This window comes from Enterococcus gallinarum (genome assembly GCF_021496385.1).
GTDB classification, from domain to species: Bacteria; Bacillota; Bacilli; order Lactobacillales; family Enterococcaceae; genus Enterococcus_D; species Enterococcus_D gallinarum.
Genome location: NZ_CP050816.1, coordinates 217623 through 237056, shown reverse-complemented (window position 1 = coordinate 237056; position 19434 = coordinate 217623). Strand labels below are relative to the sequence as shown.

The following is a 19434-nucleotide window of genomic DNA, read 5'->3' as shown; positions in this document are numbered from 1 at the left end:
TTAATTAAAATTTCTATCATAATTACCAAAGGGTTTTACAAAAGATTTACAATAACAGTACCGAATAAAAATATTCATTTGTTATCATAAAAATCGAATTTCTTTGAGCGTTTGACAACAGCCTGTAAGAATTCAGCTGTTTTTGTGTTCCTATCTTGCTGGTCGAACAAAAGCGGCAAAGAGAAAAATAATGGAGGTTCTTTTTTTGATAGAAGTAGTTGGGTTGAAGAAGGTCTTTGACAACAAGTTTGAAGCTTTGAAAGCGGTGGATTTTACGATCGAGAAGGGCGATCTTGTTTGTTTACTTGGGCCTAGTGGCTGTGGGAAGTCAACGATTTTGAATTTGATCGCTGGATTGTTGAGTCCGACAGATGGGGATATCCGCTTTAACGGAAATTCCGTGGTGAAAACGGAGCCAAAGGATCGCAATATCGGCTTTGTTTTTCAAAATTATGCCTTGTATCCTCATATGACCGTTTTAGAAAATGTCATGTTTCCACTGACTGTTGGTGATAAAAAAATCAAGAAAAACGAAGCGCAGCAAATTGCTGAAAAATATATGCAGCTGACCAATATTGAAGAATTGAAGGATAAAAAACCTGGTACATTGTCTGGTGGGCAGCAACAGCGGGTTGCCATCACTCGTGCGTTAGTCCAAAATCCTGAAGTACTATTGCTGGATGAACCATTGAGTAATTTAGATGCGCGTTTGCGTTTAAAGATTCGCGAGGAGATTCGTCGCTTAGTCAAAGAAGTTGGGATCACGACGATTTTTGTGACTCATGACCAAGAAGAAGCGTTGTCTATCAGTGACAAAATCATTTTGATGAATGAAGGCGTGATCCAGCAAAATGATGATCCGCAAAATCTTTATTTAGAACCCAATAATTTATTCGTTGCAAAGTTTATCGGAAACCCAATTATCAATATCTTGCCAGTGGAAGTGACAGATGGTGTCATGCATCATCCAGAATTCACGATCCCTACAGAGTGCTTCGTGGATATCCGCTTCAAGAAACCGTTGACAGATGGTCATTATACTTTAGGGATCCGTCCAGAAGATGTGTTAACGACGACCCAAACACCATTATTCAATACCGAGATAAAAAGTGTTGAACTAATTGGTCGTGAACGGATCTTGAACTTTGATCTGGCTGACATCCACGTTAAATCGATCGTTAGCATCGAAGAAATCATTGAAGAAGGAGCACACTTAGCTTTTGACTTCAATTACAAAAAAGCGTTCATCTTTGATGAAAAAGGGGAGCGAGTTTATTGATGTTCAAGAAAAATTATAATCCCGAAAATCAACCCAAAGCTTGGCTGTTCTTATTGCCCTCACTAGTCATTATTTTGCTCTTTAGTGTGTATCCATTATTTCGTTCATTGTTTATGAGTTTTCAAAAAGGATCATTGATCAATCAGCGATATGCCGGATTAGAAAACTACCAAAAAGTGCTGACGGATCCAGTGTTTTTCAAGGCGCTAAAGAATACAGCTTGGTTTGCATTCGCTGTGGTTCCTATTGCATTAGTGATTTCACTAGCGATCGCTTGGATCATCTTTGAAAAGGTGAAACATAAGAGCTTTTTTGAGACGATCTTCTTTATGCCGTATGTCACCAGTACCATCGCCATTGGGATCGTGTTTCGCTATTTCTTTAATGGGTCTTATGGGATCATCAACTACTTGCTGGGCTTAGTGGGGATTCCCGCCGTCAATTGGCTGGATAATGTCAATATGAGTATGCCGACACTGATCATTTTTGGGATTTGGAGCAGTTTGGCCTTCAATATTATTATTCTCTTAGCAGGGATGCGTAACATTGACAAAGAACATTATAAGATCGCAAAAATGTTTGGCGCCAATAACTGGGAGATTTTTCGCAAGATTACTTTTCCGCAGTTGATTCCGACATTTGCCTTCTTGTTGACCGTTAATATCATCAGTGCCTTTAAAGTCTATACACAAGTCTATGCCTTGTTTGGTGGTCAACCCGGTATCGCCAAAAGCGCAACCACAGCTGTCTATTATATTTATGACAAATTCCATATTGCGGGCCGTCCTGGGATCGCAATGGCTGCGACTGTGATTCTCTTTGTTATTATTTTGGCGGTGACCTTTATCCAAAATAAAATTTTAAAGAAAGTAGGGGAATAAGATGAAAAAAGTCGTAACCCTCATCTCTCTGATTTTTTTGGCGCTCTTAGCGATCATCACGATTTTTCCGTTTATTTATATGATTCTCGCGGGACTGATGACTTATAGTGAGGCCACCAGTATTCCGCCTACGATTTTGCCGGAGTCCTTTCAATGGAGCAACTATGCCGAAGTCTTTACCAAAGCACCATTTCTTCGTTACTTTCTGAATACAGTCTTTGTTTCAGCAGTCACGACTATCGCCACATTGATTACTGCTATTCTGGCAGCTTTTGCATTGACTAGTTTGGAATTCAAATTCAAAGGGCTTGTGATTGCTCTAATGATTTCCTTATTGATGGTTCCTTATGAATCAATCATCTTTACCAACTACAACACGATTGCTCAAATGGGGTTGTTGAATACTTACAGTGCGTTGATTATTCCCTTTCTGACGAGTATCTTTTATATTTATTACCTGAATGGCTATTTGAAAAGCATTTCGAATACCTTTTATAAAGCAGCAAAAATCGATGGTGCAAGCGATATGGCTTACATACGGCGGATATTGATCCCAATGTCTAAACCGGCACTAGTGACTGTTGGCATCTTGACCTTTATCTCGAGCTGGAATTCTTTCTTGTGGCCATTGTTAGTCACGAATGAAAAAAAATATCGGTTGTTGAACAATGGGCTAGCGGCCTTCACATCAGAAAGCGGTAGCGATGTTCATTTGCAGATGGCAGCTGCGACATTGACTGTCATTCCGATTTTGATCATTTATTTGATTTTTAGAAAAGAGATTATTAAAGGAGTGGCAAAAGATGGCATCAAAGGCTAAAACAACAGTTACATTTCACAGTGGTATTCTCACGATCGGCGGCACCGTCATCGAAGTGGCATACAAAGATGCCCATATTTTCTTCGATTTTGGTTCGGAGTATCACCCAGAGCAGCCATTACCCGACGAAGCATTACAGACCTTAGTGGATCATCGCTGGGTCCCGCAATTGCGCAATGTCTATGATCCTCGTCTGTCTTATACGTATCATGGATCAGAACAAAAGGACTATCAAGAAACAGCTGTTTTTCTATCTCATGCCCATCTTGATCATTCAAAGATGGTCAATTATTTGGACCCTGCAATCCCTTTGTATACCTTGAAAGAAACCAAAGCGATCCTAAAAGCATTGAATCGCACCGGTGATTTTTTGATTCCTACTCCTCATGAAGCCCCTGCCTTTGTGCGGGAAATGATTGGCTTGGAACCCCACGATGTGATCAAAGTTGGTGAGATCGAAGTAGAGATCGTTCCTGTGGACCACGACGCCTATGGTGCCGCGGCATTGCTGATTCGAACACCGGATCACTTTATTGCCTATACGGGCGATTTGCGGTTGCATGGCTATCATCCAGAGCGGACAAAAGAATTTTGTCAGTTAGCCAAACACACGGATCTATTGATGATGGAAGGAGTCAGTATCAGTTTTCCTGAAAGAGAAAGCGATCCAGATACTATCGAAGTAGCCAGTGAGAAAGAATTGGTAGCGGCTTTTGTCGAGTTGGTCGAAAAAAATCCACAACGGCAAATCACTTTCAACGGCTATCCTGCCAATGTAGAGCGCTTTTTAGCTTTGGTGGATGCTTGTCCTCGAACGATCGTCCTTGAAGCACACCAAGCAGTATTACTGAAAGAAATCTTTGACAGAGAAGTTCCCTATTACACGGTTGAAGGCGGAGCTTCCTTAGCAGAGTTAGATCCTGCGCTAGAAATTGATTATCGTTCTTTATGTGTCGACACTGGCCAGTATGTCTGGCAAGCAGTTGACCATTTTGAAAATTTACAACCAGGCAGTCTGTATATCCATAGCGATGCACAACCGTTGGGGGCTTTTGATCCTGCCTATGAAGAGTTTCTCGCTTTGTTAGCAAAGCTGGAAATTGAGTTTGTACGGCTGCCGGTTTCGGGACACGCAGTTCCTGAGGATCTTGATCAGATTATTGCGTGGATCGAACCAAAAAGATTGGTTCCAATCCATACCTTGAAACCAGAGAAACTGGTGAATCCGTATGGCGAAAGAATATTGCCAGAACGTGGCGAGAAAATAGAACTATAAAAGGATAGAGGAGAGTAAAGAATGAAATCAAAAAAACTAGCATTTGCAGCAGTGGCTGCGGCAACTTTAGTGTTAGGGGCATGCGGCAACAATGGCTCAAATGACAGTGCAAAAGGCAGCGATGAGATCGTTACAGAGGTTCCTAAAGATACTACTGTCACATTCTGGCATGCAATGAATGGTGCACAAGAAGAAGCACTGACGAAACTGACAGATGAGTTTATGGAAGCAAACCCAAATGTGAAAGTAGAACTGCAAAATCAATCTCAGTACTCCGATCTGCAGGCGAAAATCAATTCGACACTACCTTCACCAAAAGATTTGCCAACCATCACACAAGCGTATCCAGGTTGGCTTTGGAATGCAGCTCAAGATGAAATGCTTGTTGATTTAGGCGAGTATATCGATAATGATACGATTGGTTGGGGTGACCAAGAAGAAATTCGCTCTTCATTATTAGAAGGTGCACAAATTGATGGTGTCCAATATGGTATTCCTTTCAACAAATCAACGGAAATGTTATTCTACAATGCAGATCTTTTAAAAGAATATGGTGTAGAAGTACCGACAACATTAGATGAGTTAAAAGAAGCTTCAAAAACAATTTACGAAAAATCAAATGGCAGCGTTGTTGGTGCTGGCTTTGATTCATTGAATAACTACTATGCTATTGGCATGAAAAACAAAGGTGTTGATTTTAACAAGGATTTACAGCTAGACAGCGATGAATCGAAAGAAGTCATCAATTATTATGCGAAAGGTGTGAAAGACGGCTACTTCCGTATTGCTGGATCCGATCAATATCTTTCAGGACCATTCGCAAACGAACAAGTTGCGATGTTCATCGGCTCGATTGCTGGAGAAGGATATGTCAAAAAAGACACCGAAGGCAAATTTGAATATGGTGTCTCTGCCCGCCCAGAAAAAATCAATCTACAACAAGGAACAGACTTATATATGTTCACAAGTGCATCTCCAGAGGAACGTACCGCTGCTTTTGAATACATGAAGTTTTTGACTTCTCCTGAGTCACAATTAGAATGGGCAGTTTCAACAGGATACATGCCAGTTGTTCAATCTGTTTTAGATAGTGATGAATACAAGAACAATCCAGATACGAAAGTTGCTTCTGAGTTAAGTGAAGCAACAAAAGAACTTTTCTCGATCCCAGTAATTGAAAATGCAGACTCAGCTTACAATGAAGTTCGTTCCATCATGGAGAATATTTTGTCGAATACTGACAAAGATACCGACAAATTGATTAAAGATTCCATTCCACAACTTGAGGATGTTTGGAATCAATAGTTCTGCTCGTAAAAGGGCCAGACAATGACCCTATCAACCCGAAAGAGACCGTCAGATATCCCTGCGGTCTCTTTTACATAAATGTTAGAGGAGTAATGAGAAAATGCAAATCACCTTTCTTGAAACCAGCGACATGCACGGCTATGTCTACCCAACTAATTTCGCCGACGACCACGATCTGGCTATTGGGGCAGCGAAAGTCGCAACGAAACTAAAGCAGTTAAAAGCCGAAGCCGATGGTCCTGTTGTAATGATCGAAAATGGCGATTTTATCCAAGGATCCCCACTGAGTTATTATATTGCCAAAAGCCAGCATCCGGTAGCAGAATTGACCAAAGTGATCAATCACATGGCATACGATGTCCATGTTTTAGGAAACCATGAATTTAATTATGGATTAACGTATCTTCAAGAGGCAATCGCTAGTTATCAATCCCCTGTTTTAGCAGCGAACATCTTAAATGAAGAGGGACAGCCCTATTTCGGCAAAGCCTATACGATCCTTGAAAAAGATGGGATTAAGATTGCGGTGTTGGGATTGGTGACCCAGTATATTCCTCATTGGGAACAACCAGCTACCATCAAGGGGATGCGGTTCGAAAGCATTATCCAAACGGCAAAAAAATATGTGCCAGAGCTAAGAAAACAAGCAGATCTTGTCATCGTCAGCTATCATGGCGGTTTTGAGAAAGATTTGGTAACCGGTGAAGCCACCGAATTGTTGACCGGAGAGAATGAAGGCTATGAGTTACTGCAAGAGGTGCCGGGGATTGACGCTTTCTTTACTGGACACCAACATCGGGAAATCGCCGCCATTGTCAATGGGGTCCCTGTGGTCCAGCCAGGTTATCGGGGCAGCCAAATTGGCCGAATCCAATTAACAATAGAGAAAAAAGAGGGACAAACAGTGATTACGGATCAACAAGCGACATTGCATTCAGTGGCAGAAGTTTCAGCCGATGAAGCAATTTTGGCAATGATCGAACCAATTGAGACGGAATTGGAAAGCTGGTTGGATCAGCCGCTAGGGAAAGTGAACGGGGATATGCGAATTACTGATCCGATGCAGGCACGGATCGTGGAACATCCATACGTGGAATTTATCAATCGCGTTCAGATGGCTGCCAGCGGAGCGGAAATATCTGGGACAGCGCTCTTCAATAATGAAGGGAAAGGCTTCGGTACAACGATCACGATGCGGGATGTCATCACGAATTATATTTATCCTAATACATTGGCTGTCGTAAAAGTGACCGGAGCAGAGTTGCGTCTTGCGTTGGAACAGACAGCGAATTACTTAGCCGTCGAAGCAGGAAAAATCGTCTTTAATCCAGCTTTTATCGAGCCGAAACCGCAATACTACAATTATGATATATACGAAGGAATCGACTATACGATTGATATGAACCAGCCAGTTGGCAAACGAATCACACGCTTGTTGTTCCATAATGAGCCTATCACGCCGGAACAGGAGCTGGAAGTTGTCGTAAATCAATACCGAGCGGTAGGCGGTGGGAATTACGCGATGTTTACAGCCGACAAAATTGTACGGGAGATCCAAGTGGATATGACTGAATTGATTGCTGATTATTTGAAACAACACCCAGTACTAGAAGCTGAGACGAATCAGAATTTCAAAATCGTGTACTAAAAAGCCAAAAAGGGCTGTGACATAAGTCATGCAACAAACGAACGATTCCGAGGAGAATGAGACTGTGCTTGCGCTTCAGCAAGTTTCCATCGCCAATAGACGATGGATGACACCCAGTTATCCTCGGATCGTCTTGTCTAGTTGCTACTTATGACACAGACCCTTTCTATGTTCTTGTAAAAGAAAATCAGATTAGTTTTCTACATTGCGGACATATTCATCGAAGTAGCGAATCAAATCGGCTTTTACCTGCTGATAGTCTTCTTCGCTATAGTTTTTTTCCTCTAATTTTGCTTGGAAAAAAGGAAGTTCTAACTCTTCTTTTAAGCGCTCAAGCACTTCTTCTTGGTTCATGAGATCACCTTTTCGTCTATTTGGTACCATCATAACAAATTGAATGCGGCTGTCAATGCTTCATACATTTCTTTCATTTTTTCCAAACGACTTTTAAGAGAAACAAAGTCATCGTCATCATGGAAAAGGACTTGTTTCAATTCAAAATAGTAAATCTCAAAAGCATCAAAGAAGCCAGTAACTTCGGATGTTTGCAATTCTTTAAAGGTATCACAACGAATATAGGCTTTTTCTGCAATGGCATAGGTTTCAGCCGTAGTCAATAAGACGAGGGCTTCATTGTAACGGCGGCTAGTGACCAATTCATAAGTTGACTGGCACTTATTATAAATATTTGAAAAATCTTTCAGTAAAAGCTCGATGGGTGTTTTATCAAACATGGGGGAGTCCTCCTGATCGTTTTATTTTTCAAATAAGACACAAACACATTCAGGCGCGTAAACGTCTTTTTGAATAGTAGTGAGTTCACCAGTTTCGGCGTTGCGACGGTACAAAGTCAAGTTGTCGGAATTTTGATTGGCACAAACTAAGAATTCGTTGGTTGGGTCCAAGTCAAAGTCTCGCGGGAAGTCACCTTCCGTTGATAGACGTTGAATGAAATTCAATCCAGCGCCATCTTCAGTTACTTCAAAGACAACGAGAGAGTTGTGTCCACGATTGGATGAATAAACGAAACGTCCATCTTTTGATACTCGGACAGCAGCCCCACTATTAAAGTCGGTGAAATCTTCTGGTAAAGTCGGTACTTTTTGGATTTCTTCAAAGCTGCCATCAGCTTCATTGTAGCGTAAAACAGTCAAAGAGCTGTCCAGTTCTCCTACCAGATAAGCATATTGGTGGTTAGGATGGAACACTAAATGACGAGGGCCTGTTCCGGCAGCTGCAACATAAACAGCCGCTTCTGTTAATTTTCCTTCAGCAGAAACGTCATACGTATACACACGGTCTGTTCCAAGATCACATACAGCTAAGCGTTGATCCGGCGTTAAGTCTGTGTAGTGTACATGAGGGTTGTCTTGATTTTCGTGAGGACCAACAGGTTCATCATGATAGATGTGATCAGTGGCTTCAATACTGCCGTCCGCCAATATTTTGTAGACGTTTACTTCACCTTTATGATAATTAGCACCATAAGCAAGTTGACGAGGTTCATCTACTGCTACATAACACAATGGTGCGCCTTCTTCGGTCACAGTATTCAACAACTCAAATTCAGGCGTATAAGCACCACAACCGCCTGCGCCATCAACTTCGGTCACAGTATAAACTCTTTCTTTTTTACTGCGGGCAAGATACGTTGGGCTCTTTTCTTCCGCACGCAAGGTCAAGTCGACCAATTGTTCTTTTTCTGTATCTAAAGTGATCGAATAGATCCCTTTACTTTCGCGACGCGTATAAGTGCCTAGGTAGATCGTTTGCAACATAAAAAAAGCCTCCTAATAGTTTGATTTCTTATTAATTCTACCATAGAATGCGGAAATGGGCGGATAGAAAAACTTCTTATGTTATAATAAAAAAAGAACATAAAGGGGAGGTTGTTGTATGAAACAAGGAACAATCAAAGCGATTGGGCCACAAGCGATCGATCAAAAAGAAAAAATGCTGATTTTTTTCGGCGACCAAGCAACAGAGATCTTAAGGGAGTATTCAGTGATCCAATCGATTCCAGATTCTCAAGATTTGGTCGTAGAAAACGGCGATACACTTATTTTTGGGGATCAGTCGTACACCGTGACACATGTCGGTCCTATCGCAAATCAAATTTTGCAAACGATCCAGCATGTGACATTTATCTTCGATGAAGTACCCGAAGAGCAACTGACCAGCGCTATCTATTTAGAACCTTTCAATTTGCCGACCCTTGAAGTTGGTATGAAAGTTATCTACAAGTAGGAGGCGGGGAAATGAAGGAAACAGAGAAGCGCCCTTTGTCCTGGTTTTGGAAGTGGTTTTTAAATAATCAAGCAGTCACGAGTCTATTAGTGGTTCTACTCGTCTTATTGATCTTGTTTATGTTTACGAAAGTATCCTATCTATTTGAGCCAATTTGGCAATTTCTGGCGATTGTTGGATTGCCAATCATTTTGGCGGGGATTTTGTATTACTTGATGAATCCTGCGGTTGATTATCTGGAACGAAAGGGAATCAAACGCATCTATAGTATTTTCGGTCTTTTTATTTTGGTCATCGGATTGATCGTCTGGGGCGTTGTGGTGATTGTGCCGAAGATCCAAGAACAGTCCATGAGTTTCGTTGAGAATTTGCCCGGATATTTGGATATCATTGAAAATAAAGTCAATGAGATTTTGTCCGATCCGATTTTCTCACAAGTTCAAGATCAATTGGAAGCATCTAATGAGAAGTTGATTGCATCAATGACCGACATCATTCAAAACTTATCACGGAGCACGATTCAAAATATCGGCAGCTTTTTTGGGGCCGTTGCAACGGTGGTATTGGCTGTCATAACGATGCCGTTTATTCTCTTTTATCTTTTAAAAGATGGACGACAGTTAGCACCTTATTTCGTGAAATTTTTGCCGACAAAAATGCGTAAACCATCATTGACGGTTTTAAAAGAGATGAATGATCAAGTTTCTTCTTATATTCGCGGGCAACTAACAGTCGCATTTGCAGTAGCCATCATGTTTATGGTCGGTTTTAGTTTGATCGGCCTAGATTATGCCATCACATTAGGGATCGTAGCTGGCTTTTTGAACTTGATTCCATACCTAGGCTCTTTTCTAGCGATGGTTCCGGCGGTCTTTTTGGGTATCGTCGGTGGTCCTGTCCTGTTGGTGAAAGTCCTGGTCGTCTTTGTGATCGAACAGACTATTGAAGGGCGATTGATCTCACCACTCGTTTTAGGAAACGAGTTGTCGATCCATCCCGTGACGATTTTATTAGTATTGCTGACTTCGGGTAAACTCTTCGGACTTGTCGGCGTGATTCTGGGGATCCCAGTATATGCTGCGGCAAAAGTGATCATTACCCATATTTTTGAATGGTATACGACCGTATCGAGTTTGTATGAAGAAGAAACGGAAAGCGATGTTCAGCAAGAATAGTTCGAAGAAAATTTTTTGACGAAAGATCTTTGTGAAAATCACACTGACTCACACATTTTTCTAGTTTTTTATCGGAGTATAAAAAAGCTGAATTTAGAAGGCTGGAGCGAATTGCTTCAGCCTTTTTGTTATGTGCGATTTTTGACACATAGTTGCAAGAAAAACATATAGCTTCTGTTTCTAGAGAATGCTTATACTGAAAGCACATACAAGCAAAGGAGCGTTGGAATGAAGATTCTTGCAGTAGATATCGGAGGGACAATGATCAAGACGGGGTTGTTGAATAGTCACGGAGAAAGAATACAATTAGGAAGCTTTCCGATGAATAAAGACTATTCAACTGTGATCGACCGATTGATTTCACATATTGATAATGACTATCCAAAAGACTTTTCCGGAATTGCTATTAGTACGACAGGATTAGTCGATCCAGTGACACAACAGATTGGGATGGATTCACCGCTTTATGAGGGATTTGGTAATCGCATGGTTTCTTTCTTAACGGACTATTATCAAAAACCCGTCATCGCGGAGAATGATGGCAATTGCGCGCTTTTAGCAGAAAAATGGCTGGGAAGAGGAAGAGGCGCTAGCAGTTTTGCTGTCATTGTTTTAGGTACCTCTGTGGGAGGCGGATTGATGGTCGATAACCAGTTGATTCGTGGCAAACACTTTTTAGCTGGCGAGTTTGGTTATATGCTGTTTCCTGAAGTCGAAAAGAAAGATTGGGAAATTTGGAGTATTGCCGGTGCAACAAGAACATTGGTAGAACAAGTTGCAGCCGAAAAAAAAGATCCCTCGATTGATGGGTATAAAGTTGTTGCTTACTACCAGCAAAACGATCCGGCAGTGACGATTTGGGTGGATCGCTTTATTGAAAAGCTAGCCGTGGCCTGCTACAACCTACAATACATTCTTGATCCAGAAATTGTTTTGATTGGAGGCGGAATCAGTGAAAGCGACTTTTTACTGCCGCTATTAGAAAAGAAGATTCAGCAGATTGCAGCGCAGATTCCTAGTACAGTTCGATTGCCAAATGTTGCCTGTTGCCAGTTTGGGAATGAGTCCAATTTAATTGGTGCTTGCTACAATTGGTTACTGCAAACTTTTGAAATGAAAACTAGCTAAAACAGTTGCAATTCTAAGATAAAAATGTAATAAAAAAATAGTCTCTATTTTTTTATTATGTAAGCGTTTAAATTGCAGCGAATGAAACAAGGGTCAGGTGATAAAAGTGAAAAAGTTTTACGATCAAAACGGGCAAAACACGTTCAGAGGGATCGCGCGCTCAATCAGTTCCTACTTGCTGGTATTCCTGATCCCCTTTTTAACGGTCTCGTGGATTTGGTATGCGACTTCTGTCAAAAGTATCAATGAACAGGTTGCATTAACGGCAAAGAATCAGTTGATTCAATTGAAATACTCCTTAGAGAACAACTTCCTTCAATTGAACTACCTGACCCAGAAAATGACGGATGACCATCAACTCTCATTAAATTTTTTGACCCATCCCTATTATTCAAAGGAAGGCAAAGCAAGCCTACAAACCTACAAGATCACGAATGAGTTTGTCGAAGAAGTTTATTTATACTATAAAGAAGAACCGGAGAACTTTTTTTCTTCGATTGGCAAATTATCCGTCGAAGGTTTCTTAGAAAAAGTAATCCCAGATAATGATATGCAGCAAGGACAGCTGATCGATCAGCTAGAGAAAGCTTATCCAACGTTGCTGACTATCGAAGGGGCATCATTGGCACGGCATCATTCCCGATTCTTCTACATTGTGCCGTTACAAAATGATGAACTGACTGTCTATGGAGCAGCTATTTATGAGATCAAAGAAGCCAGCTTAGCAAAAATGCTGGACTTGACCAATAGTGATGGTGCGAGTACGAATTATTTGATCAATGATGAGTTTCAGATTTTAGCTAGCACAAATCATAACGATTTGACAGTTTTTTTGAATGATCCCCAAGAAATGGCTCAGATCACCACTCAGGACACCTTTCAGTTTAATCAGCAAAAGTACCTCGTTCAATCAATTCCCAATGAGGAACTGCATATCTCAGTGGTATCGGTAACCAATCCATCACAAGCATTATCGCTGGTCAATCGCGTTCAAGAACATTTCATTCTTATTTTTATGTGTATTCTATTCGTGGGGATCATTGCTGTTACATTAATGGGGATCAGAAATTATCGACCGATCCGCAAAATCGAACATTTGGTTCGAGAATTCCATAAAGATATGGAGATGTCGGTCAATTCGATGGATGATGTTCATAATACATTGGCTGCTGTTTTAGAAGAACAGCAGGAACTGCATAAAGAAATCCAGATGCAGACGCCGCATGCTCGAGAACAAGTTCTTAGAAAGCTGATGAGCGGTCGTCTGCGTTCGGAACAAGAAGTTGCAAGGCTGATCGAAGCCGTTCATATTCATTTTCCTGCGGACAATTATTTTGTCATCACGATCGATACCAAAACCGTGGCTTCAAAATATAAAGCCGGCGAGAGCTGTTTTCTGATTGACTATATTGAAGAAATCAGCAGCCAAGGGTACACAGCCTACGCCACCGAGATCCTTTCCACTGAAGTGATCGCATTGACTGTGGGATTTGATCACAGATACCAACAGGAAGAGATCGTTCAAGAAGTCGCGGCAAAAATAGCAGCTGCGATTGGACTGCTTCCAGCAATTGGGGTGGGAACCATCGTCAATGAATTGACGGCTATCAATGAATCTTATATTGAAGGATTAGCTGCATTGGATTATCATGTCAGTAACAACCAGCAAATCATTTATTACCTTGAAATTTCCGCAGAAGAACAACGCTCGGCGATCCAGTATCCCGACAGTCAAAAATTAAAACTGATCCAAGCATTGAATCAAGGAAATAGCGATATCGCAATTGAAACGGTGCATTGGTTAATCAAAGACGGGTTAAGTAAACAACGATCTCAGCCGGTCCAAAAGATGTATGGCTATTATTTATTGAATACGGTTGCACAAACGGGAGGCGAATTAGTGGGAGAGGAGATTTTGCTATTTGCAGCCGAACATGCAGATTTTACCACTCTGATGCAGCTAGGAACGGTGTTGCAACAATTGGTCCAGCATATTTGCGAAAAAGTGAGGGATCGACCACAAAATCAAGAATCGGAGTTGAATGAAACGATTTTTGCTTACATCAAAGCAAACTTTCAGTCTTCTCAGCTGTCATTGGAATCTATTGCGGAAGAATTTAAAGTATCTGTCTCTTATATTAGCCGATTTGTGAAAAAAGAAAGTGGCAAAACATTTTCTAAGTATATCCAAGAACTGCGGTTAGAAAAAATCAAACAAGAATTAGTCGAAACCGATCTACCGATCAAAGAAATCATTCGGGACAACGGTTATTATGATGTCTCGAACTATACGCGTAAGTTTCGAACGATCGTTGGTGTAACACCAGGACAATATCGCAAAATCAACCAAAAACGCTGAAAATGCGAAAAATGAAGGGAAATGTGACAATGAAAGAAATGACTCAAAAAGCGAGAGAACTTTATACTTCTATTGGTGTCTCATTAGAAGAGGAACCAAAAATTAAGATCGAACCTGCACTAACGGCAGATTTTATTCTTGATGAGGAACAAAAAACGATTACTGCGAAAGATCCCCAGCAATTATTTTATGGTCTGACAACCTACTATTTGAATCAAGTGACGAAGAAACAACAAAAAAACAGCTACACCGCCCAAATCAAGGAGCGCTGCCTAATGATCGATATTGGCCGCAAATATTTTTCCTTAAAAGAACTAAAAGCACTCGTTCACAGTATGGCTTTTTTTCAGTTCACCCATTTGCAAGTCCATTTTTCAGAAAATGAAGGATTTCGAATCGAGTCTGAACGTTTTCCGGAGATTGTATCAACCGAACATTTAACAAAAACAGAGATCCGAGAACTAATCACATATGCCAAAGGTTACGGTATCGAGATCATTCCTGATTTTGACTCCCCAGGACATCTCAAGCAAGTTTTAGCCACCCATCCCGAATGGTGTTTACCTAACGCGACTGGTGGGGTCGATGCTAGGGCATTGAACATTCTTGACCAAGAGGCTGTCGCTTTCATCCGAGAGATCTACAAAGAATATGCAGAGCTATTTGTAGACAGCCATTATTTCCATATTGGTGCGGATGAATTTGTTGATTTTGACCGTCTAGAAGAGTTTCCGACTTTAGTTGAAGCTGCCAAAGAAGCATATGGACCAGAAGCAAGTGGGATTGAAGTATTCATTGCATATGTGAATGATTTGGTGGACTATGTGACTGACTTAGGTTTTGTTGTTCGTGTATGGAATGATGGGTTTTATCGCTTGAATCGAAAGGAACAGCTTTCCTTAACGAAAAACTGTGAGATTTCCTATTGGACACGCTGGAATCAAAATATGGCACCAGTCGCTCTTTATTTTGACAAAGGCTATTCTGTGATCAATCACAATGACAATTTCTTTTATTATGTAGTAGGTGAAGCTGCAGGGTATACGTATCCGACCTATGAAAAAATAAGCGATGAGTTTACATTAACGACTTTTGCCAACGGACAGCAAGTGACCCAAGAACAACTAGCACAAACCCCAGCGATCGCATTAGCGATTTGGGCAGATATCCCAGATGCAAAAGAAGGTGCGGCAGTGATCACAGAAGCTTTTTGGCTGCAAGCTATCATTAGCCTAAAAGTTTATGAAGAAACAGATCCAGGGAAAGAAACCTTTAGCCAACTATTTCAGAAATGGCAGTCGTTGTTGACTAAAGAGCAGTAAAGCGAAACGTTCTCTAGGAAAACGTGACTTGTTTTAAAGTGGACGATAAGAAGAGATTCCTAAGAAGAATACATGGAGAGAATACCTAAAGCGAGTATCTAAAGCGAGTATCTAAAGCGAGTATTTAAAGCAAGTACTTAAATAGTAGACGGCAGTCTAGTGAATCTTCGTCGTGGGTTTGCGAGGAAGATTTACTGTCTGCCGTCTATTTGCTAGAGATATTGTCTAGCGCTTTACGGTATTCTTTGTTCTACTCTTTTCACTTCAATGTAATCTCAAGGACTGGAATGAGAACATTAGGTGGCACTACCGGCAGCGTGACGACTAGATCATTAGGAGCAATGACAGCTTCCGTAGAAGTGATGACTTCATTAGGATCAAAGCCACGATAAAAAATTTCAGAGCCATCATGCAAGAAGCGGATAAAGCGAACTTGATCAGCAATTTCCGGCAAATGAATATGTTTGAAGGGATAGCTATATACATGCAAATAGAGTTTCTTGCCATTTTGAGTATAACGACAATCTTTAGGTACCGGGTATTTACTAGGACCACAATCGATGATAGCTTCTTTATGCAGCCGTATCCATGCACCAATCGCCTGCATTCGTTTGACTGCCCGCGGGTCGATCTCTCCTCGGGGATTAGGACCAATGTTCAATAAAAAATTACCCCCTTTTGAAACCGTATCGATCAACATTTTCACCAACATATCACTTGATTTCCATTCCAACGCATCGCGATCATAGCCCCAAGTCCCGTACATTGTCTGACAGGCTTCCCAAAGAACAGGTAAACCGTCTTTTTCCAGTGGTTTTTCTGGTTGAAATTGTTCAGGGGTGGTAATTCCCCGACCAAGTTCCAAGCGATCATTGATCAGCATATCCGGTTGGAGTGTCCGACAGATTTTTTCCAGTCGCGAACTGTCCCAGTCTTCTGCTCCTTTTCCTTTAGACCAGCCCCAATCACGATGACTGTAAGGAAAGTCGAACCACATATAATCGATCCTGCCATACTGAGTCAATAGTTCGGTCACTTGACCAGCAATGAAATCTTGATAAATAAGCATATCCCGTTGAGAATTGGACTCTCGAGCGGCTAAGTCACTTCTTTGAGGATGCAATCCATCAATCGTAAAATGAGGGTGGTACCAGTCAATCAGCGAATGATAGAGTCCGATTTTGATTCCCACATCACGAAACGCAGGCAATAATTCTGCGAGTAAATCTCGCTTAAAGGGTGTATTGGTGACTTTATAATCGGTCCATTCACTATCCCATAGGGCGAACCCTTCATGATGTTTCGTAGTAAAGACTATATATTGAACACCGCAATCTTTAGCTGTTTGGGCCCAAACAGCAGCATCAAATAAATTGGGATTAAATTGGTCGAAATAAGTTTCTCGATAAGTTTCGGGGGCAATTTCTTCGGTGGTCATAAACCATTCGTGGCGTGCACCAATACTAAATAAGCCAAAATGAATGAACAACCCAAACCGATCATGAATAAACCAGCTAGGATCGGGGTAATGATCAGGCCAATTCTGAAATGTTTTCATAGAGATACTCCTTAATCAATGAATTCGGTATTTGTCATAACCGTTTCTTTAATCTTCCACTGCCCATTCTCGAGCACAAAGGTATGATGGGCTTGGGTAATATGGTCGCGATAGTCATTCTGTCCTTGATTCACTGTTTTTTGCTGTGCAGCTACCAGCATGGAGTCTGCTTCTTGTTTGACAACTTCAAAAGACAAGAGTTCATGAGTCAAATCATATTTCGCAAAAAAAGCGTGCATTTCCTTTGCCGTAGATTCTCTGGCAGAAGTAACAAGGGTCGCTGTGTAGCCCTCAACGTCTTTCTGGGTGGCTGCCTGCAGGTTTTGCTTTAGTACGGTCAGACACGCTTGTGCTGCAGAAGAATCTGTAACGGCTCCTGTAACTTGCAAACGCGCTACAGTGGTTTCTGCTGAACGAGAAGTTGTCTGTTGATAAAAAAATAGACCGCAAATGAAAAGTAAACCAACGAAAAATAAGGGATAACTCTTTTTTTTCATGCAAATCCTCCTTGTTTTCTGCACTATTTTTTGTACTTTTTTTGTACTTATACATCAGATATCTTGCTGGCACTATAAATGCCATGGAAAAGATTTCTTCCCAAACTGCCGATACTTGAGGGATCATCTACTGGCAACAGTGGCATCTCTAGTTCTGGTAATCTAGTGATGTGACCATCCAAATAGTTCTGCAAACGCCATTGTGCCATCTCGGCACGTTTAGATAGAGCGCCGTAGCGAAGATCGATCACTTCAAACCCAAAGGGGCGGTTCCATTCAAACCACAGATCTCGATGAGATTGATGCAAGTGCTGTAATTCCTGCTGATAGCGCTGAATCATCTCAAGGGCTTTTTGAAGGTTCTCACGGTTTTTTTCATGATAGGCTTCTGAGATCCAGGGACTCAAAGAAGCTTTCAAAGCTAGTACCACCGCTAATTGGTGATAAAAGCGGAACATCCGTTGTGTGTCCTGTGTCCCCGTGACTGCGGCCAATCGTTGGGTCAGTTCCTCATAATGTTGGGTCAATGGTACCTCTCTGAATGACTTTTCATAAAGGCCATAAAGAATATCTTGATAAAGCAATAATTTACTTGGATTTGATCCAGAAGGATTTTCGGCAGCAACACCGGGAGTTTGGTCAAAAAGATCCAGCAAAAGAAAATCTTCTGCTTGTGATCCATGAAATAGTTTTAAGTGATCTGTGACAATCTCCCGCGATGGCGTGGCATAAAACTGGGCCTCGCTAAATAATTGTAGACCTAACAAGCTGGCAATCATCGGGGTCTCTGCGCCGTCATCTCCCCATAAGGTAGCATAGACTTCAGTGATGCCATTTGCTTTGGCACTTCTTAATGCTTGCTTCATTGTAGCGATGGTTTTGCCATAATTGGGTGCCAGTCCATTCCATGTCCAAATACCGCCAGCAAATACTGTGGGTTGGTTTAGCTTTTTATGTTCAGCAAACAGTCGTTGATACGTTTGAAAATCATGATGATAATAATCCCAGTACACCATGTTGACCGCTGGAATTTGCTGAATGACTTCTGGAGGAATGACGACTGCTGGATCATAGTAATCGCCTGTTGGAGAACCGATCCGAAAGAACATGTCACTCCACATCATGGGTTCTAGCTGTAGCTGTTCACAGAGAGTGATGACGTGTTTTAAATGTTTAATCATGATGGCAAAGCGATCTTCTAAACCATTGTGTTCGAGGTAACGGCCTTTTCCTAATTGGTGTGCTTCATCCATACCAATATGGATTTTATTTGTTTTGAAGCAGCTGCGAATGGAACGAAGAGCGGCTTCAAGAAAAATGTAAGTTTTGGGCTCACCAACTAGCAGAATGTCTTCCGTGTCACGTATCTCTTTGGCAAAATGCCACTTTAATGGATTTGTCAAATGAGCGAGTGTTTGGATCGCAGGAACTAATGTAACGCCTAATTGGTCAGCGTAATGGTCCAATTCTCGCAAGTCAGATTGACTGTATCTCCCTCGTAAATGACCAAAATAAGGATATTCAGGAATTTCGTAAGTATCTTCCATATATAGCATGAGACTGTTGAGCCCCATTTTACTGCTCAACAAAATGAAACGTTTCAACTGAGGTACTGTCAGTACTGCATTTCGAGATAAATCGATCATAGGACCGATTTGGTCAAATTGCGGAGTCTCTTCGTGGACAAAATCGGTATCTGCTTGCATCCATAGAAGGAGCCCTCGAAATAAATGGGCTTTTTCCTGATAGTAAATCGTGGCTTTTTCTGTATTGGAAATGATTTTCAATGATCCTTTTCGGCGGATCAATTCAAGCGGTTTGCCGGTTTCTGATAGTGACAAGCCAAGTTCAGGAGCAACGATTTGAAAAAAAGCGGCGACGTCTTCGTTGGTGACAATCTTTATCTCCATGATTCACTCTCCTTTAGTAAAAAATC

At 41.3% G+C, this 19434-nt stretch carries 17 protein-coding genes; 11 read left to right on the top strand and 6 right to left on the bottom strand.

The genetic code is table 11. From position 1 onward, the window contains the following. Positions 1 to 205 precede the first annotated feature (205 nt). From HED61_RS01040 to HED61_RS01015, 6 genes are all read left to right on the top strand, one after another. Positions 206 to 1279, top strand: coding sequence for an ABC transporter ATP-binding protein (locus HED61_RS01040; RefSeq protein WP_081131448.1), 1074 nt, complete (start codon positions 206 to 208; stop codon positions 1277 to 1279). Next, on the top strand, positions 1279 to 2160 hold the full coding sequence (locus tag HED61_RS01035) for a carbohydrate ABC transporter permease (protein ID WP_029487291.1): 882 nt from the start codon (positions 1279 to 1281) through the stop codon (positions 2158 to 2160). The genes HED61_RS01040 and HED61_RS01035 overlap by 1 nt, the downstream gene beginning before the upstream one ends. Position 2161: 1 nt before the next feature. Beyond that, the gene (locus tag HED61_RS01030) at positions 2162 to 2980 is read left to right on the top strand and encodes a carbohydrate ABC transporter permease (protein ID WP_041119808.1); all 819 of its coding nucleotides are present in this window, start codon (positions 2162 to 2164) and stop codon (positions 2978 to 2980) included. Further along, positions 2964 to 4256 (top strand): MBL fold metallo-hydrolase, encoded by a 1293-nt coding sequence (locus HED61_RS01025; RefSeq protein WP_103300331.1) that lies wholly within the window; start codon positions 2964 to 2966, stop codon positions 4254 to 4256. The genes HED61_RS01030 and HED61_RS01025 overlap by 17 nt, the downstream gene beginning before the upstream one ends. A 21-nt stretch (positions 4257 to 4277) precedes the next feature. Beyond that, positions 4278 to 5561, top strand: a complete 1284-nt coding sequence (locus HED61_RS01020; protein ID WP_219645403.1) for an ABC transporter substrate-binding protein — start codon at positions 4278 to 4280, stop codon at positions 5559 to 5561. Between the two features lie 103 nt (positions 5562 to 5664). After that, entirely contained in the window at positions 5665 to 7212 is a 1548-nt protein-coding gene (locus HED61_RS01015) for a bifunctional metallophosphatase/5'-nucleotidase (protein WP_219645402.1), read from the top strand. A 192-nt stretch (positions 7213 to 7404) separates the two neighbouring features. Here HED61_RS01015 and HED61_RS01010 read toward each other — a convergent pair whose 3' ends face one another. Genes HED61_RS01010 through HED61_RS01000 form a run of 3 tightly spaced genes read right to left on the bottom strand, consistent with a single transcriptional unit; the run spans position 7405 to position 8990 of the window. Then, a complete protein-coding gene (locus tag HED61_RS01010) occupies positions 7405 to 7566 on the bottom strand; it encodes a hypothetical protein (protein ID WP_021149110.1) in 162 nt (53 codons plus the stop codon). Between the two features lie 29 nt (positions 7567 to 7595). After that, positions 7596 to 7946 (bottom strand): hypothetical protein, encoded by a 351-nt coding sequence (locus tag HED61_RS01005; protein WP_003128598.1) that lies wholly within the window; start codon positions 7944 to 7946, stop codon positions 7596 to 7598. A 21-nt stretch (positions 7947 to 7967) separates the two neighbouring features. After that, positions 7968 to 8990 carry a lactonase family protein gene (locus HED61_RS01000; protein WP_113850222.1) on the bottom strand — a complete coding sequence of 341 codons (1023 nt, stop codon included), beginning with the start codon at positions 8988 to 8990 and terminating at the stop codon, positions 7968 to 7970. A 118-nt stretch (positions 8991 to 9108) separates the two neighbouring features. On the opposite strand from HED61_RS01000, the gene HED61_RS00995 reads away from it, so the two are divergent. The 5 genes from HED61_RS00995 to HED61_RS00975 all read left to right on the top strand — a co-directional run bounded on the left by HED61_RS00995 (position 9109) and on the right by HED61_RS00975 (position 15443). After that, positions 9109 to 9459 carry a PTS glucitol/sorbitol transporter subunit IIA gene (locus HED61_RS00995; protein WP_003128600.1) on the top strand — a complete coding sequence of 117 codons (351 nt, stop codon included), beginning with the start codon at positions 9109 to 9111 and terminating at the stop codon, positions 9457 to 9459. Positions 9460 to 9470: 11 nt separating this feature from the next. Beyond that, positions 9471 to 10634, top strand: coding sequence for an AI-2E family transporter (locus HED61_RS00990; protein WP_219645401.1), 1164 nt, complete (start codon positions 9471 to 9473; stop codon positions 10632 to 10634). Positions 10635 to 10862: 228 nt separating this feature from the next. Continuing rightward, entirely contained in the window at positions 10863 to 11762 is a 900-nt protein-coding gene (locus HED61_RS00985; RefSeq protein ID WP_103300335.1) for an ROK family protein, read from the top strand. A gap of 100 nt (positions 11763 to 11862) precedes the next feature. Then, on the top strand, positions 11863 to 14121 hold the full coding sequence (locus HED61_RS00980) for a helix-turn-helix domain-containing protein (RefSeq protein WP_138372197.1): 2259 nt from the start codon (positions 11863 to 11865) through the stop codon (positions 14119 to 14121). Positions 14122 to 14150: 29 nt separating this feature from the next. Further along, complete coding sequence (locus HED61_RS00975; protein ID WP_227173511.1) at positions 14151 to 15443, top strand: family 20 glycosylhydrolase; 1293 nt, start codon at positions 14151 to 14153, stop codon at positions 15441 to 15443. A gap of 259 nt (positions 15444 to 15702) precedes the next feature. Here HED61_RS00975 and HED61_RS00970 read toward each other — a convergent pair whose 3' ends face one another. Genes HED61_RS00970 through HED61_RS00960 form a run of 3 tightly spaced genes read right to left on the bottom strand, consistent with a single transcriptional unit; the run spans position 15703 to position 19408 of the window. Continuing rightward, on the bottom strand, positions 15703 to 17001 hold the full coding sequence (locus HED61_RS00970) for an alpha-L-fucosidase (RefSeq protein WP_003128606.1): 1299 nt from the start codon (positions 16999 to 17001) through the stop codon (positions 15703 to 15705). 11 nt (positions 17002 to 17012) lie between these two features. Further along, the gene (locus tag HED61_RS00965; RefSeq protein WP_060813083.1) at positions 17013 to 17498 is read right to left on the bottom strand and encodes a hypothetical protein; all 486 of its coding nucleotides are present in this window, start codon (positions 17496 to 17498) and stop codon (positions 17013 to 17015) included. Between the two features lie 47 nt (positions 17499 to 17545). Next, positions 17546 to 19408: a beta-N-acetylhexosaminidase gene (locus HED61_RS00960; protein WP_219645400.1), complete on the bottom strand. Its 1863-nt coding sequence runs from the start codon at positions 19406 to 19408 to the stop codon at positions 17546 to 17548. Positions 19409 to 19434: the final 26 nt, after the last annotated feature.

Excerpts from the sequence above, each read along its gene's own strand:
- HED61_RS00970 (WP_003128606.1), bottom strand. The coding sequence starts at position 17,001 with ATGAAAACATTTCAGAATTGGCCTGATCATTACCCCGATCCTAGCTGG.
- HED61_RS01025 (WP_103300331.1), top strand. The coding sequence starts at position 2,964 with ATGGCATCAAAGGCTAAAACAACAGTTACATTTCACAGTGGTATTCTC.
- HED61_RS00960 (WP_219645400.1), bottom strand. The coding sequence starts at position 19,408 with ATGGAGATAAAGATTGTCACCAACGAAGACGTCGCCGCTTTTTTTCAA.
- HED61_RS00990 (WP_219645401.1), top strand. The coding sequence starts at position 9,471 with ATGAAGGAAACAGAGAAGCGCCCTTTGTCCTGGTTTTGGAAGTGGTTT.
- HED61_RS01035 (WP_029487291.1), top strand. The coding sequence starts at position 1,279 with ATGTTCAAGAAAAATTATAATCCCGAAAATCAACCCAAAGCTTGGCTG.
- HED61_RS00965 (WP_060813083.1), bottom strand. The coding sequence starts at position 17,498 with ATGAAAAAAAAGAGTTATCCCTTATTTTTCGTTGGTTTACTTTTCATT.
- HED61_RS00985 (WP_103300335.1), top strand. The coding sequence starts at position 10,863 with ATGAAGATTCTTGCAGTAGATATCGGAGGGACAATGATCAAGACGGGG.
- HED61_RS01015 (WP_219645402.1), top strand. The coding sequence starts at position 5,665 with ATGCAAATCACCTTTCTTGAAACCAGCGACATGCACGGCTATGTCTAC.
- HED61_RS01030 (WP_041119808.1), top strand. The coding sequence starts at position 2,162 with ATGAAAAAAGTCGTAACCCTCATCTCTCTGATTTTTTTGGCGCTCTTA.
- HED61_RS00995 (WP_003128600.1), top strand. The coding sequence starts at position 9,109 with ATGAAACAAGGAACAATCAAAGCGATTGGGCCACAAGCGATCGATCAA.
- HED61_RS01000 (WP_113850222.1), bottom strand. The coding sequence starts at position 8,990 with ATGTTGCAAACGATCTACCTAGGCACTTATACGCGTCGCGAAAGTAAA.
- HED61_RS00975 (WP_227173511.1), top strand. The coding sequence starts at position 14,151 with ATGAAAGAAATGACTCAAAAAGCGAGAGAACTTTATACTTCTATTGGT.
- HED61_RS01005 (WP_003128598.1), bottom strand. The coding sequence starts at position 7,946 with ATGTTTGATAAAACACCCATCGAGCTTTTACTGAAAGATTTTTCAAAT.
- HED61_RS01020 (WP_219645403.1), top strand. The coding sequence starts at position 4,278 with ATGAAATCAAAAAAACTAGCATTTGCAGCAGTGGCTGCGGCAACTTTA.
- HED61_RS01010 (WP_021149110.1), bottom strand. The coding sequence starts at position 7,566 with ATGAACCAAGAAGAAGTGCTTGAGCGCTTAAAAGAAGAGTTAGAACTT.